The 24,274-nt window shown below is 73.9% G+C and carries 23 protein-coding genes and 2 pseudogenes; 11 read left to right on the top strand and 14 right to left on the bottom strand.

What is annotated here, in order from left to right:
• Nucleotides 1–7: 7 nt before the first annotated feature.
• Complete coding sequence (locus tag ABTY04_RS23955; protein WP_352215413.1) at nucleotides 8–493, top strand: VOC family protein; 486 nt, start codon at nucleotides 8–10, stop codon at nucleotides 491–493.
• A gap of 72 nt (nucleotides 494–565) precedes the next feature.
• Here the strand turns inward: ABTY04_RS23955 and ABTY04_RS23950 are convergent, their stop codons facing one another.
• The gene (locus ABTY04_RS23950) at nucleotides 566–1,303 is read right to left on the bottom strand and encodes an SIR2 family NAD-dependent protein deacylase (protein WP_352215412.1); all 738 of its coding nucleotides are present in this window, start codon (nucleotides 1,301–1,303) and stop codon (nucleotides 566–568) included.
• A gap of 130 nt (nucleotides 1,304–1,433) precedes the next feature.
• On the opposite strand from ABTY04_RS23950, the gene ABTY04_RS23945 reads away from it, so the two are divergent.
• Both ABTY04_RS23945 and ABTY04_RS23940 read left to right on the top strand, forming a co-directional pair.
• Entirely contained in the window at nucleotides 1,434–1,859 is a 426-nt protein-coding gene (locus ABTY04_RS23945) for a hypothetical protein (RefSeq protein WP_352215411.1), read from the top strand.
• Between the two features lie 32 nt (nucleotides 1,860–1,891).
• A complete protein-coding gene (locus ABTY04_RS23940; RefSeq protein ID WP_352215410.1) occupies nucleotides 1,892–2,758 on the top strand; it encodes a GNAT family N-acetyltransferase in 867 nt (288 codons plus the stop codon).
• Between the two features lie 81 nt (nucleotides 2,759–2,839).
• Here the strand turns inward: ABTY04_RS23940 and ABTY04_RS23935 are convergent, their stop codons facing one another.
• The 3 genes from ABTY04_RS23935 to ABTY04_RS23925 form a co-directional block, all read right to left on the bottom strand.
• Nucleotides 2,840–3,283, bottom strand: a complete 444-nt coding sequence (locus tag ABTY04_RS23935; protein WP_352215409.1) for an SSI family serine proteinase inhibitor — start codon at nucleotides 3,281–3,283, stop codon at nucleotides 2,840–2,842.
• Nucleotides 3,284–3,518: 235 nt separating this feature from the next.
• Entirely contained in the window at nucleotides 3,519–3,980 is a 462-nt protein-coding gene (locus ABTY04_RS23930) for a cyclic nucleotide-binding domain-containing protein (protein ID WP_352215408.1), read from the bottom strand.
• Nucleotides 3,981–4,201: 221 nt separating this feature from the next.
• Nucleotides 4,202–4,504, bottom strand: coding sequence for a hypothetical protein (locus tag ABTY04_RS23925; protein WP_352215407.1), 303 nt, complete (start codon nucleotides 4,502–4,504; stop codon nucleotides 4,202–4,204).
• 616 nt (nucleotides 4,505–5,120) lie between these two features.
• On the opposite strand from ABTY04_RS23925, the gene ABTY04_RS23920 reads away from it, so the two are divergent.
• The gene (locus ABTY04_RS23920; RefSeq protein ID WP_352215406.1) at nucleotides 5,121–7,031 is read left to right on the top strand and encodes a glycoside hydrolase family 5 protein; all 1,911 of its coding nucleotides are present in this window, start codon (nucleotides 5,121–5,123) and stop codon (nucleotides 7,029–7,031) included.
• Nucleotides 7,032–7,203: 172 nt separating this feature from the next.
• On the opposite strand, the gene ABTY04_RS23915 is transcribed toward ABTY04_RS23920, so the two are convergent.
• Entirely contained in the window at nucleotides 7,204–7,890 is a 687-nt protein-coding gene (locus ABTY04_RS23915) for an HAD family hydrolase (protein WP_352215405.1), read from the bottom strand.
• A 187-nt stretch (nucleotides 7,891–8,077) separates the two neighbouring features.
• Here ABTY04_RS23915 and ABTY04_RS23910 point away from each other — a divergent pair, with 187 nt between their 5' ends.
• On the top strand, nucleotides 8,078–10,810 hold the full coding sequence (locus ABTY04_RS23910) for a DNRLRE domain-containing protein (protein WP_352215404.1): 2,733 nt from the start codon (nucleotides 8,078–8,080) through the stop codon (nucleotides 10,808–10,810).
• Between the two features lie 70 nt (nucleotides 10,811–10,880).
• On the opposite strand, the gene ABTY04_RS23905 is transcribed toward ABTY04_RS23910, so the two are convergent.
• Together ABTY04_RS23905 and ABTY04_RS23900 are read right to left on the bottom strand one after the other, a co-directional pair.
• Complete coding sequence (locus ABTY04_RS23905) at nucleotides 10,881–11,219, bottom strand: DUF3224 domain-containing protein (protein ID WP_352215403.1); 339 nt, start codon at nucleotides 11,217–11,219, stop codon at nucleotides 10,881–10,883.
• Between the two features lie 37 nt (nucleotides 11,220–11,256).
• Nucleotides 11,257–11,718: a hypothetical protein gene (locus ABTY04_RS23900; protein ID WP_502996707.1), complete on the bottom strand. Its 462-nt coding sequence runs from the start codon at nucleotides 11,716–11,718 to the stop codon at nucleotides 11,257–11,259.
• A 92-nt stretch (nucleotides 11,719–11,810) separates the two neighbouring features.
• Between ABTY04_RS23900 and ABTY04_RS23895 the strand changes: the two genes are divergently transcribed.
• Nucleotides 11,811–12,149 carry a hypothetical protein gene (locus ABTY04_RS23895; protein ID WP_352215402.1) on the top strand — a complete coding sequence of 113 codons (339 nt, stop codon included), beginning with the start codon at nucleotides 11,811–11,813 and terminating at the stop codon, nucleotides 12,147–12,149.
• Here ABTY04_RS23895 and ABTY04_RS23890 read toward each other — a convergent pair.
• Both ABTY04_RS23890 and ABTY04_RS23885 read right to left on the bottom strand, forming a co-directional pair.
• Nucleotides 12,146–12,982 (bottom strand): MerR family transcriptional regulator, encoded by an 837-nt coding sequence (locus tag ABTY04_RS23890; protein ID WP_352215401.1) that lies wholly within the window; start codon nucleotides 12,980–12,982, stop codon nucleotides 12,146–12,148. The genes ABTY04_RS23895 and ABTY04_RS23890 overlap by 4 nt on opposite strands.
• Before the next feature lie 84 nt (nucleotides 12,983–13,066).
• Complete coding sequence (locus ABTY04_RS23885; protein ID WP_352215400.1) at nucleotides 13,067–13,510, bottom strand: hypothetical protein; 444 nt, start codon at nucleotides 13,508–13,510, stop codon at nucleotides 13,067–13,069.
• Between the two features lie 321 nt (nucleotides 13,511–13,831).
• On the opposite strand from ABTY04_RS23885, the gene ABTY04_RS23880 reads away from it, so the two are divergent.
• Nucleotides 13,832–15,004: an MFS transporter gene (locus ABTY04_RS23880; protein WP_352215399.1), complete on the top strand. Its 1,173-nt coding sequence runs from the start codon at nucleotides 13,832–13,834 to the stop codon at nucleotides 15,002–15,004.
• A 294-nt stretch (nucleotides 15,005–15,298) separates the two neighbouring features.
• Entirely contained in the window at nucleotides 15,299–16,060 is a 762-nt protein-coding gene (locus tag ABTY04_RS23875) for a peptidoglycan-binding domain-containing protein (protein ID WP_352215398.1), read from the top strand.
• A gap of 61 nt (nucleotides 16,061–16,121) precedes the next feature.
• On the opposite strand, the gene ABTY04_RS23870 is transcribed toward ABTY04_RS23875, so the two are convergent.
• A complete protein-coding gene (locus tag ABTY04_RS23870) occupies nucleotides 16,122–16,865 on the bottom strand; it encodes an SDR family oxidoreductase (RefSeq protein ID WP_352215397.1) in 744 nt (247 codons plus the stop codon).
• A 156-nt stretch (nucleotides 16,866–17,021) separates the two neighbouring features.
• On the opposite strand from ABTY04_RS23870, the gene ABTY04_RS23865 reads away from it, so the two are divergent.
• Nucleotides 17,022–18,098, top strand: a complete 1,077-nt coding sequence (locus tag ABTY04_RS23865) for an RNA ligase (ATP) (protein ID WP_352215396.1) — start codon at nucleotides 17,022–17,024, stop codon at nucleotides 18,096–18,098.
• A gap of 16 nt (nucleotides 18,099–18,114) precedes the next feature.
• Here ABTY04_RS23865 and ABTY04_RS23860 read toward each other — a convergent pair whose 3' ends face one another.
• Entirely contained in the window at nucleotides 18,115–19,488 is a 1,374-nt protein-coding gene (locus tag ABTY04_RS23860; protein ID WP_352215395.1) for an FAD-dependent oxidoreductase, read from the bottom strand.
• A gap of 101 nt (nucleotides 19,489–19,589) precedes the next feature.
• Nucleotides 19,590–20,324, bottom strand: a complete 735-nt coding sequence (locus ABTY04_RS23855) for an SDR family oxidoreductase (RefSeq protein ID WP_352215394.1) — start codon at nucleotides 20,322–20,324, stop codon at nucleotides 19,590–19,592.
• 158 nt (nucleotides 20,325–20,482) lie between these two features.
• On the opposite strand from ABTY04_RS23855, the gene ABTY04_RS23850 reads away from it, so the two are divergent.
• Both ABTY04_RS23850 and ABTY04_RS23845 read left to right on the top strand, forming a co-directional pair.
• On the top strand, nucleotides 20,483–21,379 hold the full coding sequence (locus ABTY04_RS23850; protein WP_352215393.1) for a LysR family transcriptional regulator: 897 nt from the start codon (nucleotides 20,483–20,485) through the stop codon (nucleotides 21,377–21,379).
• Between the two features lie 189 nt (nucleotides 21,380–21,568).
• Nucleotides 21,569–22,486 carry an NADP-dependent oxidoreductase gene (locus ABTY04_RS23845; RefSeq protein ID WP_352215457.1) on the top strand — a complete coding sequence of 306 codons (918 nt, stop codon included), beginning with the start codon at nucleotides 21,569–21,571 and terminating at the stop codon, nucleotides 22,484–22,486.
• 7 nt (nucleotides 22,487–22,493) lie between these two features.
• On the opposite strand, the pseudogene ABTY04_RS23840 reads toward ABTY04_RS23845, so the two are convergent.
• Together ABTY04_RS23840 and ABTY04_RS23835 are read right to left on the bottom strand one after the other, a co-directional pair.
• A pseudogene (locus tag ABTY04_RS23840) lies at nucleotides 22,494–23,246 on the bottom strand (serine/threonine-protein kinase); the annotation flags it as partial.
• Nucleotides 23,247–23,393: 147 nt separating this feature from the next.
• Nucleotides 23,394–24,074 (bottom strand): annotated as a pseudogene (locus ABTY04_RS23835) (SPFH domain-containing protein); the annotation flags it as partial.
• Nucleotides 24,075–24,274: the final 200 nt, after the last annotated feature.

Below are 24,274 nucleotides of genomic sequence, written 5' to 3'. Positions count from 1 at the left end.
GGCAGTCATGACCGGCAGCAACGGATTCACCACGTGTCTGTGGTTCGACGGCGACGCCGAAGCCGCCGCCGACTACTACCTGTCCGTCTTCAAGGACGGGAAGATCGGGCGGATCGGCCGCTACACCGAGGCGGGTCCCGGCCCGGCCGGCGAGGTGATGGTCGTCGAGTTCGAGATCAACGGCCAGAAGTTCATCGGCCTCAACGGCGGCCCGCAGTTCCCCTTCACCGAGGCGATCTCGTTCCAGATCCACTGCGCCGACGAGGCGGAGTCGGACCACTACTACGACGAGCTGACGAAGGACGGCGGCCAGGAGTCCGCCTGCGGCTGGGTCAAGGACAAGTTCGGGGTGTCCTGGCAGGTCATCCCGCCCGGCGCCATCGACCTGGTCTCCGACCCGGACCCGGGCCGGGCCGCCCGCGCCACCGCGGCCATGATGAAGATGAAGAAGCTGGACGTGGCCGAGATGCGACGGGCCGCCGACGCGGCCTAGTAGCCGGGGCCGGGCCGGGGCCGGTCCTCAGGATCAGGCGGCCCGGCCCGATCCGGAGGACCGGCCCGGGCCTCAGGCGGCGCCGAGGGCGCCGATCCCGGCCAGCAGGGCAGGGAGGGCGGTCCCGATCGGCTCGCGGATCACCTCGTCGGCGACGGGGTCGTACGGGGTCTCCTCGGCGTTCACGATGATCAGGCGGGCCCCTGCCTCGGCGGCCATCCCGGCCAGCGAGGCGGCGGGCTGCACCTGGAGCGTCGTCCCGACGGCGATGAAGACGTCACAGCCCTTGGCCACGGCCACGGCCTGCCGGAGCACCTCGGGGTCGAGCCGCTCACCGAACATCACGGTCGCCGATTTCAGGATCCCGCCGCAGGCCGGACAGGCCGGATCCGGGTCCCCGGCGGCGACCCGGGCCAGCGCCTCGTCCATCCCCGACCGGGCACGGCAGGCCGTGCAGACCACCGCCCGGGCGGTTCCGTGCAGCTCGAACACCTTGCGCGCCGGCATCCCGGCGAGCTGGTGCAGTCCGTCCACGTTCTGCGTGATCACCCGCACCGGGGTGCCGCCGCGCTCCAGCTCGGCCACCGCCAGATGCGCGGCATTCGGCTGCGCCCCGAGGGCTCCGGCCTCGGCGCGCATCCGCCAGGCGCGGCGCCGGATCTCCGGATCCGCCATGTAGTACTCGTACGTCACGAGTTTTTCGGCCTCGGGATCCCGGCGCCACAACCCCTGCGGCCCCCGGTAGTCCGGAATCCCGGAGTCGGTGGACATCCCGGCCCCACTGAACACTGCGACAAGCGGCTTCCCCATGCCCCGACCCTACGTACGGCCGGTGCGGACCCGCGACCGCATTACTTCTGCGGTGAATCCCGCCCCCCACAGGAGTGAGATACGCGGCCCACCCCTGCCTGCGAAGACGCCCGGCGGTTACACATCCCGTATGAAGATCACGCCGTACAGCCTCGGTGCCCTGCTGCTGACTCTGCTCGCGCTGCCGGCCCCGACGCCCGCCGTCGCCGACCCCACCCCGGCCGTCACCCGCCAGCGGCACACCGCCGCCGAGATCACCACCTTCCTCACCTCCTTCTACGGCCACCACGGCCCCTCTGCGTACGACCGCGAACAGCGCGTCTCGCAGCAGCTCAAGGACAAGCAGGCACACGCTCCGGAATCCGACGTCCTGCTCTGCGCCCAGAACGAACCCCAGGACATCGCCATCGGTACGGCCACCGTCGCCCAGGCGGCCGGTGTCGGCTGGGCCACCGTCACCACCCAGTGGGGGTCCGACAGCATCGACACCTTCACGGCGTACGTGCGGCTCGACTCCCGGCCGATCAAGCTCGACGACGTGATCTGCGCGGGCTGACCATCCGTCTGCCGTCTGGTACAACACCGGACATGACGGGATTCGAGATCACCGGCGCGAGCGCCGCCGACATGGAACTGATCCGTACCTGGGCCGACGAGGAGGGGTGGAACCCGGGGGAGTCCGACCGGTTCGCGTTCGCGGTCGCCGATCCGGCCAGCTTCCTCGTCGGCCGGATCGACGCAGAGCCCGTGGCCTGCATCTCGGCCGTGCGCTACGGCCCCGCCTTCGGGTTCATCGGCTTCTATATCGCCCGCCCCGCCGTGCGCGGACAGGGGTACGGGATCCGGCTGTGGCACGCGGGGATGGAGCGGCTCGAAGGGCGGCTCGTCGGCCTGGACGGGGTGGTCGACCAGCAGGACAACTACCGCAAGTCCGGGTTCCGTTCGGCCTGGAACAACATCCGCTACGAAGGCGTCCCGCGGGTGAACGGCGCGGGCGGGGGCGCAGGGGCCGGCGGGGCCGGGTTCGAGGTGGTCGACGCCGCCTCGCTGCCCTTCGAACTGCTCGCCGCCTACGACCGCCGGTTCTTCCCCGCGTCGCGCGACGCCTTCCTGTCCGCTTGGACCGGCCTGCCCGGCCGCACCGCCCTCGCCGCCGTCCGCGACGGGCGGATCGAGGGTCTCGGCGTGATCCGCCCGTGCAGCGGGGCTTCCCGGATCGGACCGCTGTACGCCTCCACCCAGGCCGTCGCCGTCGCCCTGCTGCACCGGCTCGCGGAGCACACCCCCGACGGGGCGGTCGCCGTGGACGTTCCCGACGCCAATCCGGCGGCCACCGCGCTGATGGCCAGCCTCGGGCTGGCCCCCTCCTTCGAGGCCGCCCGGATGTACACCGGTCCGGCCCCGGAGGTCGAGTTGGCGGGACTGTACGGGGTGACGAGCCTCGAACTGGGCTGACGGGACGCGGGACGCGGGGCACGAGGCGGGATGCCGGGCGGCGGTCGCACGACGCCGCCCGGCCGGTCGCGTCGTGCCGGGTCAGAAGCCGAACAGCGCGCCGTTGGTGTGCCGCAGGCCGCAGGGGTTCCCGAACGTGTACGAGTAGTGCATCCGGCGGCCCTGCCACACGCCGTCGGCGGCCACCGTCATCGGGTTCCACTCCCGGGTACAGTCGACGCCCGCGCCGGGTGCGGTGATCGCGTCCAACTGGGCCGAGTGCGCCCGCAGTTCGGCGCAGGCAGCGGCCGCGGACGGGTGCGACCCGCCCGGGGTCGGCGCACATACGAGCGTCACCGCGCGCAGTACCGTGCCGTGCTTGATGTCCTCCCCGGCCGTGATGCTCAGGACGAGGGCGGACGGCGCGTACAGGCTCTCCGCCCCGGACGGTGCGGCGTCGGCGGCTCCGGGCCAGGCCAGGGCCGTGAGAGCGGTGAGCGCCATGGCGGCGGAACCGAGGCCGAGACCCTTTGCGATGGACCGCATTTCGAACTCCCTTGAGTGGTCGTGTCGGATAACGGACAGGAGTCTTGCCGACACGGGCCGTGAACGCCTGTTCGCACCCCTATTTTTCGTCACCGATCGTGAGGGAATGTATGCAGTCCGCAGCGGTGCGGGGGGTGCTGACCTGTGGGGGAGCCGACCGCCGAATCGGCCGAACACACGCGCTGAAACATTTCCCGGGGCGGGTCCGCGCCCGCCCCGGGTCGTCTTTCCCGGCTCAGCGGGCCGCCACGCCGTGCGGGGCGTAGAGGTCGATCAGCCGCGTACGGGTCTGCTGGAGCCGCAGCGCGAGCACACGTCCGACCCAGTTCCCGATCGCGGAGCCGAAGGCGGGGTCGGCGTCCATCAGCATCCGGACGGAGGGCGCGTCGAACTCGTACGAGCGCACCGGAGTCATCGCCTCCGCGCTCAGCTGCCACGTGTACGGCGGGAAGAGCCAGGACCAGCCGACCAGTTCCCCGGGGCCGAGGTTCTCCACGGGCGCGGGCCGGCGGCCGGGCATCGGGACCTGGAGCGTCACCGTGCCGGACCGCACGATCCAGAAGGACTCGGCGCGAGCGCCTTCCTCGAAGATCCGCTCACCCTCGGGGAAGTTGACCTCGCGGGCCTGGGACATCAGCCGTCCGCGGTGTTCGGCGGAGAGGACGGCGGCGATTCGGATAGTGGAAGGTGTGCTCACGACGGCCTCCGATCAGGGCCCCCCGTTACCCCCAGTGTCGCCGACACCCGTGCGAATGCGGGGTGCGGCGCACATCCGGTTGTCCGGTACCCGGCCGGCGGCCCGGTACGCGCCGGACGCGGGCCCCGGCGGCGACTCCCGGAGGTCCCTTCCCCGGGGCCGCCCCGCGCTCCCGAGGGGGCGGACCTCTTGGGGGCACGCCCGCACGCCCCTCCCCGGCGTCAGTCCTCGGCGCCGGCCTCCAGGCAGGCCAGCTCCATCGCGTCGAGGACCGCCTCGTGGCTGCGCCGGCTCAGCTCGGCGACGTTCTCGATCTGCGCCGTGGCCCAGGCGGCCAGGGTCATCACCAGCACGCGCAGCCCGTCGGTGCCGTGCTCGGCCAGGATCGCGTCGGCGACGAGCATCGCGTCCTCGGGCACCTGCTCCGGCGGCTCCAGCCCGGCGAGACCGCGCAGCATGGTGAGGGTGCGGCGGGAGATCTCCGGCGTCATCCTCGCCAGCCGCATGTCTTCTTCGTCGTCCATCCGCCCCGCCCTCCCGTGCGTTCCCGTCCGCTCAGGGAACGGTAGGTGCTGAGGGCCCCGCGCGGGGCGGTTTCGCGAGGGTGGCCGCACGTAATGGGCGGGCCCGGGCCACCGGCGGGTGAGACGGGCGGCGCATGCCCGTTCGTACCGACTCCACGAGCGCCCGCCGGCGGCACCGGATCCCGGCCCCTGCGGTACGGCCGTGCACGGCCACGTACTGCGGCTCCGGGGGAGCGGACGCGCACCGGCGACTGCCGCGGACCTTCCGGGCGCGGCGGACCGGCTGCCGAGGCTCCGGGCGGCCGGGGAATCCCGGCGCGGGGCCGCCCCAGGGCGGCAAGCCGCGGGGCCGGCCGGCCCGGCCGTGTTCCCGGTCGGCCCGTAACCCCGCTGCCGCTGCGGATGCGGCCCCGGGGCGGACCCCGGCCCCGGCAACCCGCGGCAGCCCGCAGGCGAACCCGCGCCGGGTGCGTCGGGCCCACCGGCCCCGTCAGCAGCAGCGGCCGGAAAATCGGCGCCCCTTTGGGTTCCCTGGTCGTCGACCGGCCGGTAACTTGTGCGCGGCATCAGTCCGTTGGCCGGTCGGCCCGGGCGGCCCGACCCCGGCAGGAGCCACATGAAGAGCCTCGTCCGCGCGCTGTTCGGCGCCCTCCTGCTGCTGGTCGGCGCCCTGCCGGCGGTGGCCGCGCCGACGGCCGCCGCAGCCGCTCCGGCCGCGTCCGCGGGGGAGGCGTGGACCCCGCCGCTGTCCACCCGAGGCCGCTACATCGTCGACGCGCAGGGCAACCGCTTCCGCCTCCGGTCGGGCAACTGGGACGGCGCCCAGGGTTCCTGGAACGGCAGCGGCGACCGCAATGACCCCTCCACCCACCACGCAGGCCAGAACTCCTCCGGCATCCCGATCGGCCTGGACCGGGTGCCGCTGCCCACCCTGCTGGCCGACTTCCGGGCCCTCGGCCTCAACAGCATCCGGCTGCCCTTCTCCGACGAGATGCTCCGCACCACCACGTCCGTCCCGGACGCGGCCGTCGCCGCGAACCCGGCGCTGCGCGGCCGCACCCCCCTCCAGGTCTACGACGCCGTCGTCGCCGCGCTCACCGACGCCGGCTTCGCCGTCATCCTCAACAACCACACCGTCACCACCCGCTGGTGCTGCGGACTCGACGGCAACGAGCGCTGGAACAGCGGGCAGTCCACCTCTCAGTGGGCCGACGACTGGGTGTTCCTGGCCCGCCGCTACCGGGACAACCCGCGCGTGGTCGGCGCCGACCTCTACAACGAGGTCCGCCGCGACACCTTCGACGACCCCAACTGGGGCCTCGGAGACGGCCACGACTGGCAGGCGGCCGCCCAGGAGGCCGGCGACCGGATCCTCACCGAGGCCAACCCGAACCTGCTCATCGTGGTCGAAGGCATCAACTGGACCGGCATCCCCGTGGACGGCTTCCCGCACGGCCGCCCCACCCTCACGCCCGTGCGCACCCTGTCCCACACGCTCGTGGTGTCCGACAAGCTCGTGTACTCGGCCCACTTCTACGGGTACACCGGGCCCCGCCACAGCGGAGCGACCGGCCTCGGCGAGACCCATGACCTGCGCTACCAGGACATGAGCCGGGCCCAGCTCGAACAGACCCTCTACGACCAGGCCTTCTACGTCTCGGCCGAGACCGGCACCCACTTCACCGCTCCCGTCTGGGTCAGCGAGTTCGGCATCGGTGCCGAGGAGACCGGCGCCGCCCCGCGCGCCTGGTTCCAGAACCTCACCGGCTATCTGGCCGACGCCGACGCCGACTTCGCGTACTGGCCGCTCGTCGGCTGGAGCACCACCGCCCAGGGCGCCCCGGGCGGCGACACCTGGGCGATGCTCCGCTATGACGCCTCCGGGCGCCGGTCCGGCGTGCTCGACGCGGCCGACTGGCGTACGCAGCCGTGGACCGCCCTCGCCGCCTCCGCCGGGCGTACCGGGCCGGTCCCCGCCACCCCGGCCTGGTACCAGCTGAGCACCGACCACCGCGACCACAACGCCTCGCTGCGCACGCTGGCCGGCGGCGACTGGGACAGCGGCGCCCGAAAGGCGGTCTGCCCCGACGGCTCCCGCCTGGCCGGACTCGGCCACACCGGCGGCCGGGTCCTGTGCAGCACCTCCGATCTGCGGGCCGCGACGGGCGGGCACACCGTGGTCCGCGACGAGACGTACGTCCCGGCGGGCGGCGACTGGGCCACCGGCTACACGAAGTTCCAGTGCCCGGCCGGCCAGTTCCTGATCGGCTACAGCCACCGGGGCGAGCGGGTCTCCGCTGCCCTGTGCGCGCCGGCCCGGACGGCCCTGCCCGCGGGCGGCCGCACGCTCTGGTTCGACCGCGGCGACAACCGCCCGTCCGGCGGCCCCGGCGGGGAGTTCGCGTACGGCGACTACAAGGGCCAGTGCCTGCCCAGCGAGTATGCGGCGGGCATCGCCTTCACCACCCGCGTGGCCTCGCGCCCGGGCCCGGCGGCCCTCCTCTGCCGGCCCCTGCCCTCCGCCTGACCCGTCGTGGGGCGCCCCACGGGGCGCCCCACCGCGGCGCCCACTCGGGCTGGACCGCGGCGAGGCCCTACCGTATGCCCGGGTCCGACGCGCTCACCCGGACGCCGGACGACCCGGACAGCCCGTCACCGAGCTACCCGGGGACCGGTCGTCCGGTCAGTCCTTCACGACGTCAGCGACCGCCATTGACAACGGCTCCGCCGAGCAGGCCCGGCAGGTCGCGCATGTCGGTGAAGAGCACCGTGCCCGGGCCGGCGAGGTGGGACGCCGGGGTCAGGCCGCCCGCGTAGCCGAAGGAGCGCATGCCCGCCGCGCGGGCCGCCTCGACGCCCGGGCGGCTGTCCTCGACCACCGCGCAGGCCGACGGGGCGACGCCCATGCGCTGCGCGGCGTACAGGAAGAGGTCCGGGGCGGGCTTGCCGCGGGAGACCTCGGTGGCGCTGTGGATGCGTCCCGCGAAACGCTCGTAGAGGCCGGTGCGGCCGAGGGTGTGCCGCATCTTCTCGTGGGACCCGCTGGAGGCGACGCAGGTCGGCAGGGTGATCGCGTCGAGCGCCTCCGGCAGGCCGTCGACCGGGGTGAGCCCGGCGTCCACCGCCTCCGCGTGCATGAGGGCGAAGCGCTCCTCCCACTCCCGGGCCGCCTGCGCGCCGAGCCGGTCGGCGACCAGCTCCCGGTTCGAGGCGCTGGAGCGGCCGATGAACAGGCTGATCGCCTCGTCCTCGGTGAGCGGCCAGCCGAGTTCCGCGCCGAGGGCGACGTTCACGCGGGCCGCGATGCGTTCGGTGTCGACGAGGACCCCGTCGCAGTCGAATATGACGAGTTCGATCGGTTCGGCGGATGCGCTGGTAGTGATCATGAAGGGAGGATAGGTGTCCCCGGGTGCCCCCGAGGCGGCCCCGGCCCGGTGAAATTTGGCATCTGATGCGTCAAGTGCGGTGAACGGGTACGCAAACGGGCCTAGGGTGCGCCCGTAGGCACGGTCGCGAACAGCTGTACGCCTGTTTTCGGCCATCACCGCACAGTGACACCGAACTGGGGGGCTCATGCGTAGAACCAGAGGGCCGGCCGCCGCTCTCGCCCTGTCCTTGGCCTGGACCGGCGCGGGCATAGGCCTCGGCTTCGTCCCGCAGGCGGCGGCCATCACCCCGCCCGTGGCCTTCACCGCCGACGCGTTGTCCACCTGGCAGCCCAACGGCGTGGTCTGGGCACTCGCCGAGGCGGGCGGCACGGTGTTCGTCGGGGGCACCTTCTCCGCCGTCCGGCCTCCCGACGGTGCCGGCGGCACCGAGCAGTCCGCGGTGAACTTCGCCGCGCTGGACGCCGCGACCGGCGCCCCGACTTCCTGCAGGCTGTCCTTCACGGTCGGCGGCGGCACCGCCACCGTCCGCGCCCTCACCCTCTCCCCGGACAAGAAGACCCTGTATGCGGGCGGCTACTTCGGCGCCGTGAACGGCACCCCGGTCTCCAGCCTCGCCGCCGTCGACGTGGCGACCTGCACCGTCAAGGCCTCCTTCCGTCCCGCCTTCGCGGCCACCGTGCGGGCCCTCGCCGTCACGAACGACACCGTCTACGCGGGCGGCGACTTCCTCACCGTCGCCGGGCAGCAGCGCGAGCGCTTCGCCGCCGTCGACGCGACCGACGGCGCGCTGCGGCCCTTCAGGGCCGACGCCGACGAGCCGGGCCGCGCCGTCGAGGTCACCCCCGACGGCGACCATGTCGTCCTCGGTGGCGACTTCTTCACCGTCAACGGCACGGACACGCACGCCCTCGCCGTCGTCGACGCCACCAGCGGCGCGCTCACCAAGGCGTACCCCGGATTCATCGAGACCAACTCCGTCGTCAAGGACATCGCGACGGACGCGACCGGCTTCTACACCGCCAACGAAGGCACCGGCGGCGGCGTCTTCGACGGCCGGATCGCGCTCAACCTGAGTGACTGGGGCCAGCGCTGGCGCGACACCTGCCTCGGCGCCACCCAGGCCGTGCTCCCGTACCAGAACGTGCTGTACAGCGCCTCGCACGCGCACGACTGCTCCAGCGTGGGCGAGTACCCGGACGGGCAGCGCCACCACCTGCTCGCACAGCCGACCACCAGCGTCGGCAAGCTGGGCTGGGCCCCCGACACCAACGACGGCATCGGCGAGGGCATCGGCCCGCGGGTGATGGCGGTCGGCTCCAAGGGCGGCGTCCAGTACCTGTGGGTCGGCGGCGAGTTCACCACGGTCAACGGCTCCGCGCAGCAGAGCCTGACCCGGTTCGCGTCCACCGGCGACACCGGCGCGCCCACCGTGCCCGTCGCGACCGCGGCGAGCTTCAAGCCCGGCGAGGTGCAGGTACGCTGGCGCACCAGTCTCGACCTGGACGACAGCGCGCTGACGTACCGGGTCTACCGCAACGGCGCGGCCGCGCCGATCGCCACGGTCACGGCCGACTCGCTGTTCTTCAAGCGCCCGCAGGCCTCCTGGACCGACACCACCGTCACCGCGGGCCAGTCGTACACGTACCGGGTGACGGCCACCGACGCGGCCGGCAACGCCAGCGCCCTGTCGGCGGCCGCGAGCGTGACGGTCCCGATGTCGGCCGACGCCTACCCGAGCCAGGTCCGGGCGGACGGCGCCCGGCTGTTCTGGCGCTACGACGAGTCGGCCCTGCCCAACGTCGCCGACTCCTCCGACGGAGGCAACCAGAACGGCGTGCACCTGGGCGCTCCGGCCCTGCGCCAGACGCCCGGCGCGGTGTCGGGCGCGAGCACGGCGATCGGCTTCAACGGCACGGACACCCGGGTCTACGGGGACCTCCGCCAGACGATCGGCGGCAGCTACAGCATCGAGACCTGGTTCAGGACGAACACGACCCGGGGCGGCAAGCTCGTCGGCTTCGGCAACAACCAGGTGCGCGGCAGCAACCAGTACGACAAGCACCTCTACATGACCAATGACGGGCGCCTCGTCTTCGGCGTCTACACCGGGGCCACCCGCACGATCACCACGAGCGCCGCGTACAACGACGACAAGTGGCACCATGCCGTCGCCACCCAGGGTCCGGGCGGCATGGTCCTCTACGTCGACGGCGCCCAGAAGGGCACCCTCAACGTCACCACGCACGAGAACTACGCCGGCTACTGGCACACCGGCGGCGACAGCCTCGGCGGCTGGCCCGACCGCCCGACCAGCGAGTTCTGGGCAGGGCAGCTCGACGAGACCGCCGTCTACCCGAGCGTCCTGAGCGCGGCCCAGGTGCAGAACCACCACGCCCTGGCCACCGCCCCGGCCGACTCCGTCGTCCAGGTCCCGGCCGTCGAGGACACGTACGCCAACGCGGGCGCCCCGGACGGCAATTACGGGACCTCGTCCTCGCTCGCCGTGCGCGGCACCTCGCTGTACACGAGCTACCTGCGCTTCAACCTGCCCGCCCCACCCGCGGGCACCGTCCTCAAGTCGGCCGCCCTCAGCATCAAGACCAGCACGATGACCGGAGCCGGCACGGCGGACACGGTCTCGGTGGTCCCGGTCACCGGGACCTGGACCGAGGCCGGGACCACCTACAACAACCGCCCAGCCACGGGCACTTCGGCCCTCGGCAGTTTCGCCGGTGTCCCGGACGGCTCGGCGGTGAACACCACCGGGCTGAACACGGCCGCCCTCGCGGGCGCACTCGGCACGAGCTACGGCCTCGCGCTGACCAGCCCCGGCACGGACGCGCTGTGGCTGTGGTCCTCCGAGGCCCCCGCGAACGAAGGGACACCGCAGCTGACGCTGACCTTCGGCGCGCCGTAGCCGCGGCGGGCCGAGTTCGACAGGGGGGCGCCGGCCGTTGCGGTCCGCGCCCCCTGCCGTTCGCCCCCGGTCAGGCCACCGTGTGGCTGAAGTCGTACGGGACGGACGTACCGCCATGGCGGTACGTGAACGAGCCCGAGCCCGTCAGCCAGGCCGGCTCGCCCGTCGCTGAACCGGGAACCACCTCGAACGTGCACCGGGTGCCGGCGGCGTCGAAGGTGCCGCGCTGTTCGGTGCCGGCGACCCGGGCCAGGGCGATGTCGCCGGGCCGGACGAGTGCCGGGCCGACCGGGGCGACCCGTACCCGCTGCCTGCTGCGGATCAGCGGCGCCGCGGAGTCGCCGGTCGCCCGGAACTCCGCCGTCTCGCCCCGGCCGATGCGGTCCGCCACTGCGCCGGGCATGCCCATCGGGAGAGTGTGACCGCCCCGGCGGGGGCCGGGCCGGTCAGCGTGGGGGTTCCACCTCCAGGAACCGGCGCCGACGCGGGCCCCGGTAGAGCAGGCAGACCCAGCCCAGGGGTTCCAGCGCGGCCGCGCAGGCCGTCAGCCGCTCCTGTTCCGCCTCGGCCGCGCGCCCGCCCGGCGGGCCGACCCACGTCACCTCCACCCGCCCGTCCCCCGCCGGGCCGGGCACCACCCGGTACCCCGTCCGCGTACGGCGGCCCTCCGAGTCCACCGCCGACGGCGCAATGCCCGCGGCCTCCAGTACGAGGGCCACCGCGCGCGGCATCGACCGCAGCTCCCACGGGGCGGGAACCGCCGTCCCCGCCCGGCCGTTCACCAGTCGGCGGATCTGCAACAGGCCCTCGTACGCGGTGCGGACCTCGGCCTCCCGCACCGCCGCGGCGGGCGACTGCGGTCCGTCGCCGGTCGCGGGTTCGAAGCCCTGCCCCGGAGCCGTCACCACCCACCACTCTCCCTCGGTCTGAGTACCTCACACCCAACGGCCTGAGTATCCGCCCCGATTCCCCGAGAACCCGCCGCTGGTCGAATAGGGCCATGACTCCCGAAGCCGCCGCCCGCACCGCACACCGACCGCACCGCATGCAGCACGTGACCACGGCCGGCTCCGCCCTGGCCGTGGCCCTGGTCCCGCTCGTGGTCGGCGTGCTGGTGGCCAAGGGCATGGCTGCCGACCCGCACACCCCCGTCAACGCCCTCATCACCGGCGGCGGCCAGCGGGCGGGCCTGCCCCGGGCCGAGTGGCGGCGACGCGGACACGACACGATGCGCCGGCTGCGCACGGCCCGCCGGGGCACGGCCCGGCGCTGTGCCTCCGTCCGCGCCCGCCGCCGCCCCGCGGCCCCCGTCCGCCCGGAGCCGGGCCGCGTCTCCTAGGCCGGGGCGAGCGGCTCCTGGAGTTCGGTGACCCACTGGTCCCGGTCGTCCGGGCAGGCGAGGGTCAGCTCACGCGCGTATCCGGCCGAGCGGTGGCCGTTCGCGTCGATCCACCGCGCGAGGGCCTGGGCCGTGGGCAGGACACCGTCCATCGAGCCCCGGTGCACCACGGTCGCGGCCCGCTCGACCCCGGGCAGCTCGGCCACCCGGACCGCACCCCCGAGATCCTCGGCGCGCACCGAGGACCCGACCGGCATTCCGGCATGGACGAGGACGGCTCCGGATTCCGCCCCCGGGGCGTCCTCGTAGTACGCGATGCCCGGCCCGGTCGGGACCACCCCGGCGGCCTCGATCCGGCGGCAGAGCTCGTCGTACAGCGGGCCGATGACCGGCCCGATGTCCTGCGGCTGGTAGCTCCCCGCGACCCCGGTCAGTTCGACGAGCCGGACGGGCGGGAGGCTTTTCACGACGATGTCGACGGTGGACATGGATCCCTCGCTCTCGATGGTCCGGAGCCTCGCCTCGACCTGGGTCAGCCGGGCCGCCGCGGCGGCCATGGCCGACTCCAGCTCCGCCCGGCGCAGCCGCAGCATGCCGCGCAGCTCCTCCGGGCCCAGCCGCTCGTCGAGGATCGACCCCACCTGGTCCAGACTGAAGCCGAGGTCCTTGAGCGCGATGACACGGTTGAGGCGGGCGAGCTGTTCGGCCTCGTAGTAGCGGTAGCCGCTGGCGGGGTCGACACGCGCCGGGCGCAGCAGCCCGATGGCGTCGTAGTGACGCAGCATGCGGACCGATACCCGGCCGTGCTTGGCGAAGTCTCCGATGGTGAACATGACGCCTTCCAGTGCAGGCCCTGACACAGGGGGAGGGTCAAGCCCTGCCGGGGCAGGCGCCGACCGCCGAGCGGTATCCGCTGGTCAGCGGCCATACTGCCGGATGCACAGGTCCACGATGGACGGGGGCGTGGCGCCGTCGGCCGCCGCACACAGCTCGTCGGGCCGCAGCGCCGGGGCGGGTCGGCGGGGGGTGCGCGGCGGCGCGGGTTCGGGCGGGCGGCCGCGGCGGGGCGCCGTCGGCGGTTTCGCGCTGTGCGCTGCGCGCGGCCGGGCAGCCCGGGCCGGCGGCCGCTCCGGGGGCGGTTCCACGACCGGTTCCGGGGCCGGCTCCGGGAGCTCCCCCAACGGCAGGGCCCGGGACCGCGGGGTGGCCGGCGGCAGGTCCGGGGCGGCGGCCGAGGGCGCCGGGCTGCCAAGCGGCGGGGCCGGGACCGGGGCCGCGTCCGGGCCGGCGCAGACGCAGCCGCTGCTCGCGAGCAGCGCGACGAGAGACAAGGACAGGGGCAGGGCCCGGCGTAAATGCATCCGACCACCATGCCGCACCGCGCGGTCGGCCGGGTGCCCCCGCTCACGCGTCCGGGTGACGCGGCCGCGGAGCGGTCGCAGCTCACCGGGCTGCCGAAACGATTGCCCTGACCGGGAATTTCCGTAGTCTGCCGGAGGACGGGAACGACGGTACGAGTGCCGGGGAGGCGCGACCCCCGGTGCGCCGTGCTGCCCTGCCTTCGCATCCCGACGGACCGTACGGAGTACCGATCCATGACCGCAGCCGACGCGCCCGGCGACCCCGCGGCGATTCCGGACCCTCCCTGCCCACCTCGCCCTCTTCGACCGTCTCCGCCCGCCGTGCAGCGCGCGTCCTGGAAGGACTGGGCGGCCGTTCTCGCCGTCGCGCTCGCGATCTTCTGCCTGATCACCTCCGAACTGCTGCCCGTCGGCCTGCTCACCCCCGTCGGGGACGCCCTCGGGGTGTCCGAGGGCACCGCCGGGCTGATGGTGACCGTGCCCGGGCTCGTCGCCGGACTCTGCGCCCCGCTCGTCGCCGTCGGCGCCGGCCGGCTCGACCGGCGCCTCGTGCTGTGCGTCCTGATCGCCCTGACGGCGGCCGCGAACCTGGCCGCCGCCGTCGCCCCGGGCTTCCCCGTGCTGCTGGCCGCGCGCCTGCTCGTCGGGGTCGGCGTGGGCGGCTTCTGGGCGCTGGCGGGCGGGATCGCCGTACGGCTCGTCCCGGAACGGCAGGTCGGCCGGGCCACCGCGCTCGTCTTCGGCGGCGTCCCGACCGCCTCCGTGCTGGGCGTACCCGCGGGCACCCTGCTCGGCGAACTCGGCGGCTGGCGGGCCGCCTTCGGCGCGGTCGGGGTCCTCGGCCTCCTCGCGCTGGCAGCCCTGCTCCTGCTGCTGCCCCCGCTGCCTCCCGCCCGGGACGTCACCTTCCGCGAACTCCCCGCCCTGCTGCGCGGGAACCGCGGGGTCCGGGCCGGGGTGATCGTCACCTTCCTGGTGGTGACCGGCCAGTTCGCCGCCTACACGTTCGTACGGCCCGTCCTGCGGGACGTGTCCGGCATCGACGCCGCGTACGTCAGCACCCTGCTCCTCGGCTACGGGGCGGCCGGCGTCGCGGGCAACTTCCTCGCCGGGGCGCGCGATGCCTACCGTGCGGTCCTCGTGATCAGCATCGTGCTGACCGCGGTCCTCGGGCTGATCGCCACCCTGCCGGGCGCGGCCGCCGGGGTCGTGCTGCTGCTCGCCTGGGGGCTCGCCTACGGGGGCGTCTCCGTGAGCCTCCAGAGCTGGATGATCAAGGCGGCGCCGGGCGCGGCCGAGGCCGCCACCTCGCTGATGGTGGCGATGTTCAACCTGGCCATCGCGGCGGGCGCGATGGCGGGCGGATTCGCGGTCGACGGGATCGGCGCCGGTGCGGCCCCGCTCACGGGGGCCGCGCTGATGCTCCTGGCCGCGGTGACGGTCGCTCTCACGGTCACGGTCCGGATGCCGAGGGCTACCGAGGCCGGCGGTTAGACCGGATGGACAGCGCATTTCGGACACCTGGCTTGACCCGGACCATCCCCGGAGGCAAGAGTGCGCCGATCAAGCACTTGAGAACCACCGCATGAGCTGCACTTCGGAGACGTCTCACATGTTCATATCGGTCCGCTCCTCGCTTGACCCCATGACGACGACCGGAGGCGCCCGCGTGCCGGGCGCCGCTTCGGGCACGGTCCTGGTCGCGCGGCGGCGCAGAGCCTGACCGGCCGGGTGGGGGGCCGACACCGCACCGCCGCGCCGGCCCCCCACCCCTGCCGGGAGACAACCGTGTCCCACGACTCCGATGAAAGAGCCGGCGCCCCCGAGGACCGCCTGTTCGTACGCCCGTACGTCGCCCCCTCCGGGGAGCCGAGCCACTCGATGACCCCCGTCTGGCCGCACACCGGACCCGTCCCCGTCTCCTTCGACGCGCCCGAGGCCCCGCACGGGGACCCCGAGCCGTCCGGGCCCGCTCCCGGTGCCGCTCCCGGTGCCGCGACGGCCTCCGCCGGCGGCGGCCGCGCGGCCCGCCGGGAGCGCGGCAGCCGGCGCGCCCCGGCGGTCCTCGCCCTGCTCGCCCTGGGCGCGGCCGGCGGGCTGGTGTTCCTGCTGAGCGGCCCCGACCCGGAGCCCGAGCGGGCCGCTCCGCCGGATCTGGCCTTTCCGGTGCTCCCGGCACGCAGCCCCGGCGCCGGAGACGAGCCCTCGCCCGGGCGGTCCGTGCGGTCTTCCACGCCCTCGGCGACCGCATCGGCGTCGGCCGCGCCGTCCGCTGCGCAGACCTCGAAGCCGGCGCCGACGCCGTCGGGCGCCAAGCCCGGGCGTCCACAGCCGGGGGACTCCGGGACGCTGCGGATGGGTGACCGCGGGCCCGAGGTGAGCGCCCTCCAGGAGCGGCTCTACGGGCAGGGGTTCACGTACGTCTCGGTCACCGGCGTCTACGACAGCCAGACCAAGCGCGGGGTCGCGCAGCTCCAGCGCGACCGGGACATCAAGGGCGACCAGCCGGGCGTCTACGGCCCGGCCACCCAGGCCGCCTTCGGCGGCTGAGGCCGCGGCCGGAGCCGGGCGTCCGGGCCGGGCTGCGGCGCGTCGGTGGGCCGGGTGCCGGTCAGCGGCCGCCGGAGACCCGCAGGACGGCACCCGTCGTGTACGAGGCGTCCGGGGACAGCAGCCACGCGACGGCCCCGGCGACCTCCCCGGGCTGCCCGGCCCGCCCGAGCGGGATCCCGGCAGCCGCGCGGGCCGGCCGGCCGGGGTCGCCCATCGCGGCGTGCATGCCGGTCTCGATGATGCCGGGTGCCACCCCGTTGACCCGGACGCCGTCCGGGCCGAGCTCCTTGGACAGCCCCACGGTCAGGGCGTCGACGGCGGCCTTGGCCGCCGCGTAGTGCACGTATTCACCGGGACTGCCGAGCGTGGCGGCCGCCGAGGAGACGTTCACGATGGCCCCGCCGCCCGCCTGCGCCATGTCCCGGGCGGCGCGGCGGCAGCACAGCAGGTACCCGAGCAGGTTGACCTCGACCACGCGCCGCAGATCATCGGTGGCGGCGTCGGCGAGGCGGCCGAGCGGGCCGGTCACCCCGGCGTTGTTCACCAGCCCGGTCACCGCGCCGAACTCAGCCCCCGCGATGTCGAAGAGCCGCTCCACCGCGCACTCCTCGGAGGTGTCGCCCCGTACGGTCACACAGCGCGCACCGGCCGCGCGGACGCGCTCCGCGACGGCCTCGGCGGCTGCGTCGTCGCGGACGTAGCCGAGCACCACGTCATGGCCGTCCGAGGCCAGCCGCACACAGGTCGCGGCGCCGATGCCTCTGCTGCCTCCGGTGACGACGGTGACGGGACGGGGCGGCACGGGACCTCCTGGGGCGGGGCAAGGCGGCTGCGGGCCGCCGGGTCGGCCGGCGGCGGGTCAGGCTAACACCACGATTTCGGCTGGACCAGCGGAAATCCCCGGCCACAGAGTGGACGCCGTCGCACACGACACCGTCACATCCGAGGAGTTGCGCACATGTCGACCTTGCGGGTCACCGCCGAAGAGCTGACCGTCCACGAGCATCCGAATGCCGACGCGCTGGAGCTGGCCCAGGTGGGCCTCTACCGCGCGGTCGTCGCCAAGGGCGCCTACCGCACCGGTGAGTTCGCCGTCTACATACCCGAACAGGCCGTGCTGCCCGCCGCCCTGATCGAGGAGCTCGGCCTGACCGGCCGCCTCGCGGGCAGCGCCGCCGACCGGGTCAAGGCGGTCCGGCTGCGCGGTGAGCTGTCGCAGGGGCTGGTGTGCCGGCCGCGCGCGCTCGCCGAGGTGGACCTGGCGCGGGCCGCCGAGGACGGAACGGACTTCGCCGAGCTGCTCGGGATCACCAAATGGGCCCCGCCCGTCCCGACGACCATGAACGGCGAAGTGGAGGCCGCGCCCGAGCTGCTGCCGTGGGTGGACATCGAGAACCTCCAGCGCTACCCGGACATCTTCGAGCCCGGCGAGCCGGTCGTCCTCACCGAGAAACTGCACGGTACGGCCTGCCTGTTGACGTACGTCGCGGACGGCGGGCGCGTGCTGGTGTCCTCCAAGGGCTTCGGGTCCAGGGGGCTGGCGCTCAAGGAGGAGGACCGCAACCTGTACTGGCGGGCCGTACGCGGCCACGGCGTACCGGAGGTGGCGGCGAAGCTGGCCGCCCGGCTGGGCGCCACCCGGGTCGGGGTCTTCGGCGAGGTGTACGGCGCGGGCGTCCAGGACCTCGCGTACGGAACGGACGCCCGTACGGCTGCCACGGGGCCCGGCTATGCCGTCTTCGACGTGTCTGCGGAGATCGACGGACAGGTGCGGTGGCTGGACCCGCAGGAGCTGTTCGCGGACGGCGAGCTGCCGCTCGTACCCCGGCTGTTCGAGGGCCCGTACGAGCTGGACGCGGTACTGGAGCTGGCCAGTGGCCGGGAGACGGTGTCCGGGCGGGCCGAGCACCTGCGCGAGGGCGTCGTGATCCGCCCGGCGGTGGAACGCCACAGCCCGGTGGTCGGCGGTCGCGCCATCGCGAAGGCCGTCAGCCCGGCGTACCTCACCCGCAAGGGCGGCACGGAGTACGAGTGAGGTGCCGGGCGAGCGCTCAGCCCGGGATCAGTGCGTCCCACTGATCCCGGGTCGGGCCGTCGTGCGCCGGCGAGAACTCCGGGTGGGCGGCCAGCCAGGCGGTGACGCGGCGGTCCACTTCGTCGGTGCCGTAGGCGTCGCGGGCCGGCCGTACGAGATGGCGTACCTCGGCTCGTGCCCTCATGACGACGGGATCGTCGAAGGCACAGGCGGCCAGGGCGGCAGCCCGCCGGTCCGAGGGGGGCGCGCCCTCGGCGAGCCGTTCCCCGTTGGCGCGGTCGGCCGTCACCTGCCCGTCGAACCACGGGCGGAAGGCCTGCGCCGTCCAGGTGTGGTAGCCGGCCGGGTCCGCGGCGATCCGTTCGGCATGGGCGGCGATGTACTGGGCGGCGCGCAGGCCGAGGGCCGCTCCATGACCCGAGGTGGGGTTGGTGTGGATGAGGCTGTCACCGGCGTTGACCAGACCGGTGACGACAGGCCCGGCATCGTCGGCGAGTGCGGTCCAGCGGTTGTCCAGGCCGGCCATCGGCAGGACGGCAGACTGGGGTTCGGGAGCCAGGCCGAGCCAGGCGGCGGTCGCGGGGAAGCGGCGGGCGGCGGCCTCGAACACAGCGGGGTCGACGAGCGCCGCGCGGGTCGGATCACCCGTGGAGAGCACCAGGTTCACCGCGAAGACATCGTTATCGGAAGGGAAGACCCCGGCGAGCGCGAAGGGCGCCGCCGAGCCGGTCTTCACCCGCCCGGGGTCACGCGGGCCGTCGGCACGCAGGCGGTACCAGCGGCACAGGTAGGCGATCCGCGCGCGGTGGCTGTCGACCACGGGCGGGCGGCAGCCGGCCGCGATCAGCCAGGCGGGAACCGGCGAGCGGCGGCCGGCCGCATCGACGACGAGGTCCGCCCGGTGCGTCTGCGTACCCACCTGCACGCCGGTGACCCGGGGAGGGCGGCCCTCCTCGATGGCGAGGGCGTGCACCCGGCCGCCTCGCCGCACCTCGACGGTGCGCTCCCGCCGCACGGCCGCGGTCAGGGCGGCCTCCAGCACGATGCGGCGGGTGCGCAGCGTCACCAGGTCCTCATCGCCGGCCCGGTACGGCGGATGCTCACCGAACCAGTCGAAGTCGTGGTACTCCCGGGCTCCGCGCGCCAGCAGGTCCGCGTAGACGTCGGGGGTCTCGGTGCGCAACACGGTGCGCACGGGCGCGAGGAACGAGTGGGGCTGGACGGCCTGTGGGATCCGGGGCCTGTCCCAGTGGAAGAAGTCCCGGTCCGGATCCTCTCCGGCCTGCCGTGCGTCCTGCTCGAACAACGTGACCGCGTGGCCCCGCCGTCCCAGCATGAGGGCCGTCCCCAGCCCGCTGACACCTCCACCGATCACTGCAACTCGCGCCACTGAGGCTCCCCTTCGCGTCGTGTTGCGGAACGAGCCTACCGATCGGTGATCAACGGCCCGGAACCGGCCCCGTCCGTCTCGCCGGGGAGCGGGCCGGGGTGTCAGACGAGGCGGGCCCCGCCGTCCACGTGCAGCACGGTGCCGGTGACGAACGGATTGCCCATCGCGTACAGCACCGAGCGCACCACGTCGTCGGGAGTGCCGGTCCTGCGGGCGGGGTTGCGGCCGGCGACGCCGCGCAGGAACGCCTCCTTGTCCTGGCCGAGCCGGTCCCAGGCCCCGGAGTCGACGATGCCGGGGGAGACCGCGTTGACCCGCAGGGGCGCCAGCTCGACGGCGAGCGCCTCCACCAGGAAGGACAGGGCGCCGTTGGTGGTGGCCATGACCACCCGCTCCGGCGCGGGCCGCCAGGCCGCGACGCCGGAGAAGAAGGTGAGGGAGCCGCCCTCGTTCATCCGCCCCGCCAGGTGCTTGGCGAGCAGCAGCGGGCCGAACACCTTGGCGGCGAACGCCTTGTGGACGTCGGCGAGCACGAGGTCGTGTACGGGCCCGTTGGCGGGGACGGCGGCCGTCGAGACGAGGTGGTCGACGGAGCCCGCGGCTTCGGCGAGGGCGCGTATGGAGTCCTCGTCGGTGAGGTCGGTCGGCTGGATGCGGGCCGGTCGGGGCAGGGTGCTCGCGGTCGCCGCCAGTCTGTCCGCGTCGGGTCCGGCGAGGATCAGCTCGGCGCCGGCCGCCGAGGCCGTCCGGGCCAGTGCGCGCCCGATGTGCGAGCCGGCGCCGACGACGACGATCCGCTTGCCGTCGAGGGAGTCCTGGAAGAGAGCAGTGGTCATGGAATTACCTGTGTCCTGTGTCCTGTGTCCTGCGGCCTGGACTGCCGTTGGGTGCCGCGGTCCGCAACCGGGCCGGCGGGGCCGCTGTGCACGACTCTCCATCGGCCGGAGCCCATACGTCCAAGACTTGGTTTCTACCGCTGCCATAACATTTGCTCATGACGACCCTGCGGCAGTTCGAGTACCTGGTCACCGTCGTCGACTCCGGGTCGTTCACCCGGGCCGCCGAGCTGCTGCACGTCTCCCAGCCCGCCCTGTCCCACCAGGTCCGCGCGCTGGAGCGGGACGCGGGCGGCCCGCTGCTGGAACGGCTCCCGCGCGCGGTCCGGCTGACCCCGATGGGCCGTGCGATGCTGCCGCACGCACGCGCCGCGCTCGCCGACGCCGAACGGGCCCGTACCGCCGCCCGGCGCGCCGTCGGCCTCGACGGCGGCGAGATCCAGGTGGCCGCCGTCTACTCGATCACCCTCGGGATCCTGCTTCCCGTGCTGCGCGCCTGGCACGAGCGGCATCCGCAGGTGCGCATCCGGCTCATGGAGTTCCCTCACACCGACGCGCTGCTCGCCGCCATGGCCGCGGGCCGGGCCGACCTGGCCGTCGGCCCGCAACCCCGCGCATGGGACGGCCCCGTACGGGAGTTGGGGCCGGAGGAGTTCGTGGTGGCCGTACCCCTCGGCGATCCGGCGCCGGAGAGGGTGCGCCTCGCGGATCTGGCGGACCGCTCATGGGTGCACTACGCCCCCGGCAACGGCCTGGCCGAGGTGGTGGACCAGGCCTGCGCGGCGGCCGGCTTCCGGCCACGCGCCGCCGTACGGACCGAACAGACCGCGGCGGCACCGCTGTTGGCGGCCGCCGGGCTCGGCCCGGCCCTGGTTCCCGAGAGCGTCCTGCCGCCCGGTTTCGCGGGTCGGGTGCTGCGCCCCGAACCGCCGGTGCTCCGGATGCTGGCCGCCTACACGAGGCCGCACCCCGACCCGCTCACCACGGCCTTCCTGGACGCCCTCGCCGAGCACGTGACCGCGACCGTGACCGTGACCGCGGACACCGCCACGTAGGGGCTCGGCGCGCGGGCCCGGATGCCCGGGAGCCGCGCCCCGCTCAGCCCCGCCGGGCCGCCGCGCCGCGCCGGGCCCGCCCCGCCTCTCGGGGCGGGCCCGGCCTTTCGTGATGGGATGGAGGGGCGCTGCTTCCACCAGCTCACGCACACGGCTCACGGAGAGGTCGGGTAGATGTCCGAGGACACCATGCGGGCGATGGCGTACGAGACGTACGGCGGGACGGAGGTGCTCATCGAGACCCGGCTGCCGATGCCCAAGCTCGCCCCGGGCGAGATCCTCGTCCGGGTCAAGTGCGCCTCGGTCAACCCCGTCGACTGGAAGATCATGGCGGGCGGGCTCGACGGCCTCATGGACGTCGTGTACCCGGTCGTCCCCGGCTGGGACGTCGCCGGCACGGTCGAGCGGGTCGGCATCGACGTGCCCGAGTTCTCGGTCGGCGACGAGGTCATGGCCTACGCCCGCAAGGACTACGTGCACGGCGGGACCTTCGCCGAATTCGTCAGCGTGCCGGTACGGGCCGCCGCGGCCAAGCCCGCCTCGCTCAACTGGCAGGAGGCGGCCGGGCTGCCGCTGGCCGGGCTCACCGCGTACCAGCTGCTCACCCGGCTCGCCACCGGCAAGGACGACACCGTCCTCATCCACGGCGCCGCGGGAGGCGTCGGGTCCTTCGGCGTGCAGATCGCCCGTGCGCTCGGCGCCCGGGTCATCGGCACCGCCTCGCCGCGCAACCACGACCGGCTGCGCGCGCTGGGCTGTGAGCCCGTCGAGTACGGGGAAGGCCTGATCGACCGGGTGCGGGCGCTCGCCCCCGACGGGATCACCGTCGCCGCGGACTTCGTCGGGGGCGTCCTCGACGTCACTCGGGCGGTCCTGGCCGCCGGCGGCCGGCACGCCTCCATCGCCGACCACACCGTGCTCGGGGCGGGCGGCCAGTGGATGTGGGTCCGCCCCGATGCCGAGGGCCTGGCCGAACTGGGCCGGCTCGCCGACAGCGGCCGGCTCACCGTCACCGTCGCCAAGACCTTCCCGCTGTCTCAGCTCGCGGCGGCCTTCGAGCTCAGTCAGGCCGGGCGCACCGCGGGGAAGATCGTCATGGAGGTCTGAGGTCCTCTCAGTTCGCCTCGGCGGTCGGCATGTTGTGCAGGTCCACCATCGTCCGTACGGTCGGGGGCAGCCAGTCACCGGCCGGCTTCCCGGCCCCGCCGCCGAGGCGTTCCAGGATCTGCGTCGGCGTCGGTCGGGCGGCCGGGTCGAGGGAGAGGCAGTCGGTCAGGATCGCCGACAGGTCCGCCGGCAACTGCCGCAGGGCCGCCTCCGGTTCCGCTCCCGCGGCGAAGGGCGCGGCCCCGCACGCGTGGGCCAGCACCATCCCGAAGGCGTACGCGTCGACGGCCGGCGAGAGAGGCGCCCCTGTCAGCTGTTCGGGGGCGAGGAAGCCCCGGGTCCCGACCAGGAAGTCCGCCCGGGTCAGGGCGGTGGCGTCCACCACCCGGGCTATTCCGAAGTCGATCACCCGCGCACCCGTCTCCGCGACGATGACGTTGCCGGGTTTCAGATCGCGGTGGATGATTCCGCAGGCGTGGATCCCCTCCAGCGCCTCGGCCACCCCCAGCGCCAGGGTGCGCAGCGTCCGGGCGGGCAGCGGTCCGTACTCCTGCAGGACGGTGTGCAGGGACGGGCCCGGAATGTACTCCGTCACCAACCACGGCTGCTCTCCTTCGGCAGACGCGTCCACCACCTGGGCCGTGTGGAAGCCGCCCACCCGGCGCATGGAGTCGATCTCCCGCGCGAACCGCTTGCGGAACCCGGGATCCGCCGTCAGGTCGGCCCGTACGACCTTCACCGCCACGCGCCGCTGACCGGGCGAGAGCCCCAGGTAGACCGTCCCCATCCCGCCCTCGCCGAGCCGGGCGGTGAGCCGGTAGCGGCCCACCTGCCGGGGGTCGTCCGGCAACAGCGGATCGTGCTTCACCGGCCGTACGGACACTTCGCCGGGCGCCGTGGCCCGCGAGCCGGACCTGTGGATCTGCGCGGCCTCCGCCTCGCCCTGGGCGCGCAGGATGGAGGACTGCTTCTCGCCCTCGGCACGCAGGATGTCGTACTGCCGAGCACCTTCGGCCTGGAGGATCGTGGCGCGCTTGTCGCGGTCGGCGGTCATGTACCTCTCCGTCGCGGCCCGGACGGCGGCCGGCGGCTCGATGTCCCTCAGCTCGACGCGGTTGACGCGGATGCCCCACTTGCCGGTCGCCTCGTCGAGGACTCCGCGCAGGCCCGCGTTGATCTCCTCACGGGAGGTCAGGGTCCGTTCCAGGTCCATGCCGCCGATGATGTTGCGCAGGGTGGTGATCGTGAGCTGCTCGATGGCCTGGATGTAGCTGGCGACCTCGTACGTCGCGGCGCGGGCATCGGTCACCTGGTAGTAGATGACCGTGTCGATGCTGAGGACCAGGCTGTCCTGGCCGATGACCGGCTGCGGCGGGAACGGTACGACCTGCTCGCGCAGGTCGATGCGGTTGCGGATCGTGTCGACGAACGGGACGACGATGTGGAGGCCCGCGTTGAGGGTGCGCGTGTAGCGGCCGTTGCGTTCGACGACGGCGACGCTGGCCTGTGGGATCACCTGGATTGCCTTGAGCGCCGAGACCACCAGGACCAACAGGAGCAGGATCAGCACGATGACAATCGGTTGCACAGCTGCTTCCACCCCTCGTGTGCGCACGCCCTGCCGGAAGCGAATTCTGACAGAACGCCGTTGCCGCGCACACTGATTGAGCGAGGTTGACCCCCGGCCCGGGAAGCCGTGGTCCCGGGCCGCTCCGTCCCGCTGCGCCCGTTGGGCGGGCAGAGCAGGCCGTATTCGGAGGGTCATTCCGGGCGGCGGCCGACTGGTGT

The sequence above is a fragment of the Streptomyces sp. NPDC097981 genome, assembly GCF_040302565.1.
Classification (GTDB): Bacteria; Actinomycetota; Actinomycetes; order Streptomycetales; family Streptomycetaceae; genus Streptomyces.
This window is presented reverse-complemented; position numbering and strand designations above follow the sequence as displayed.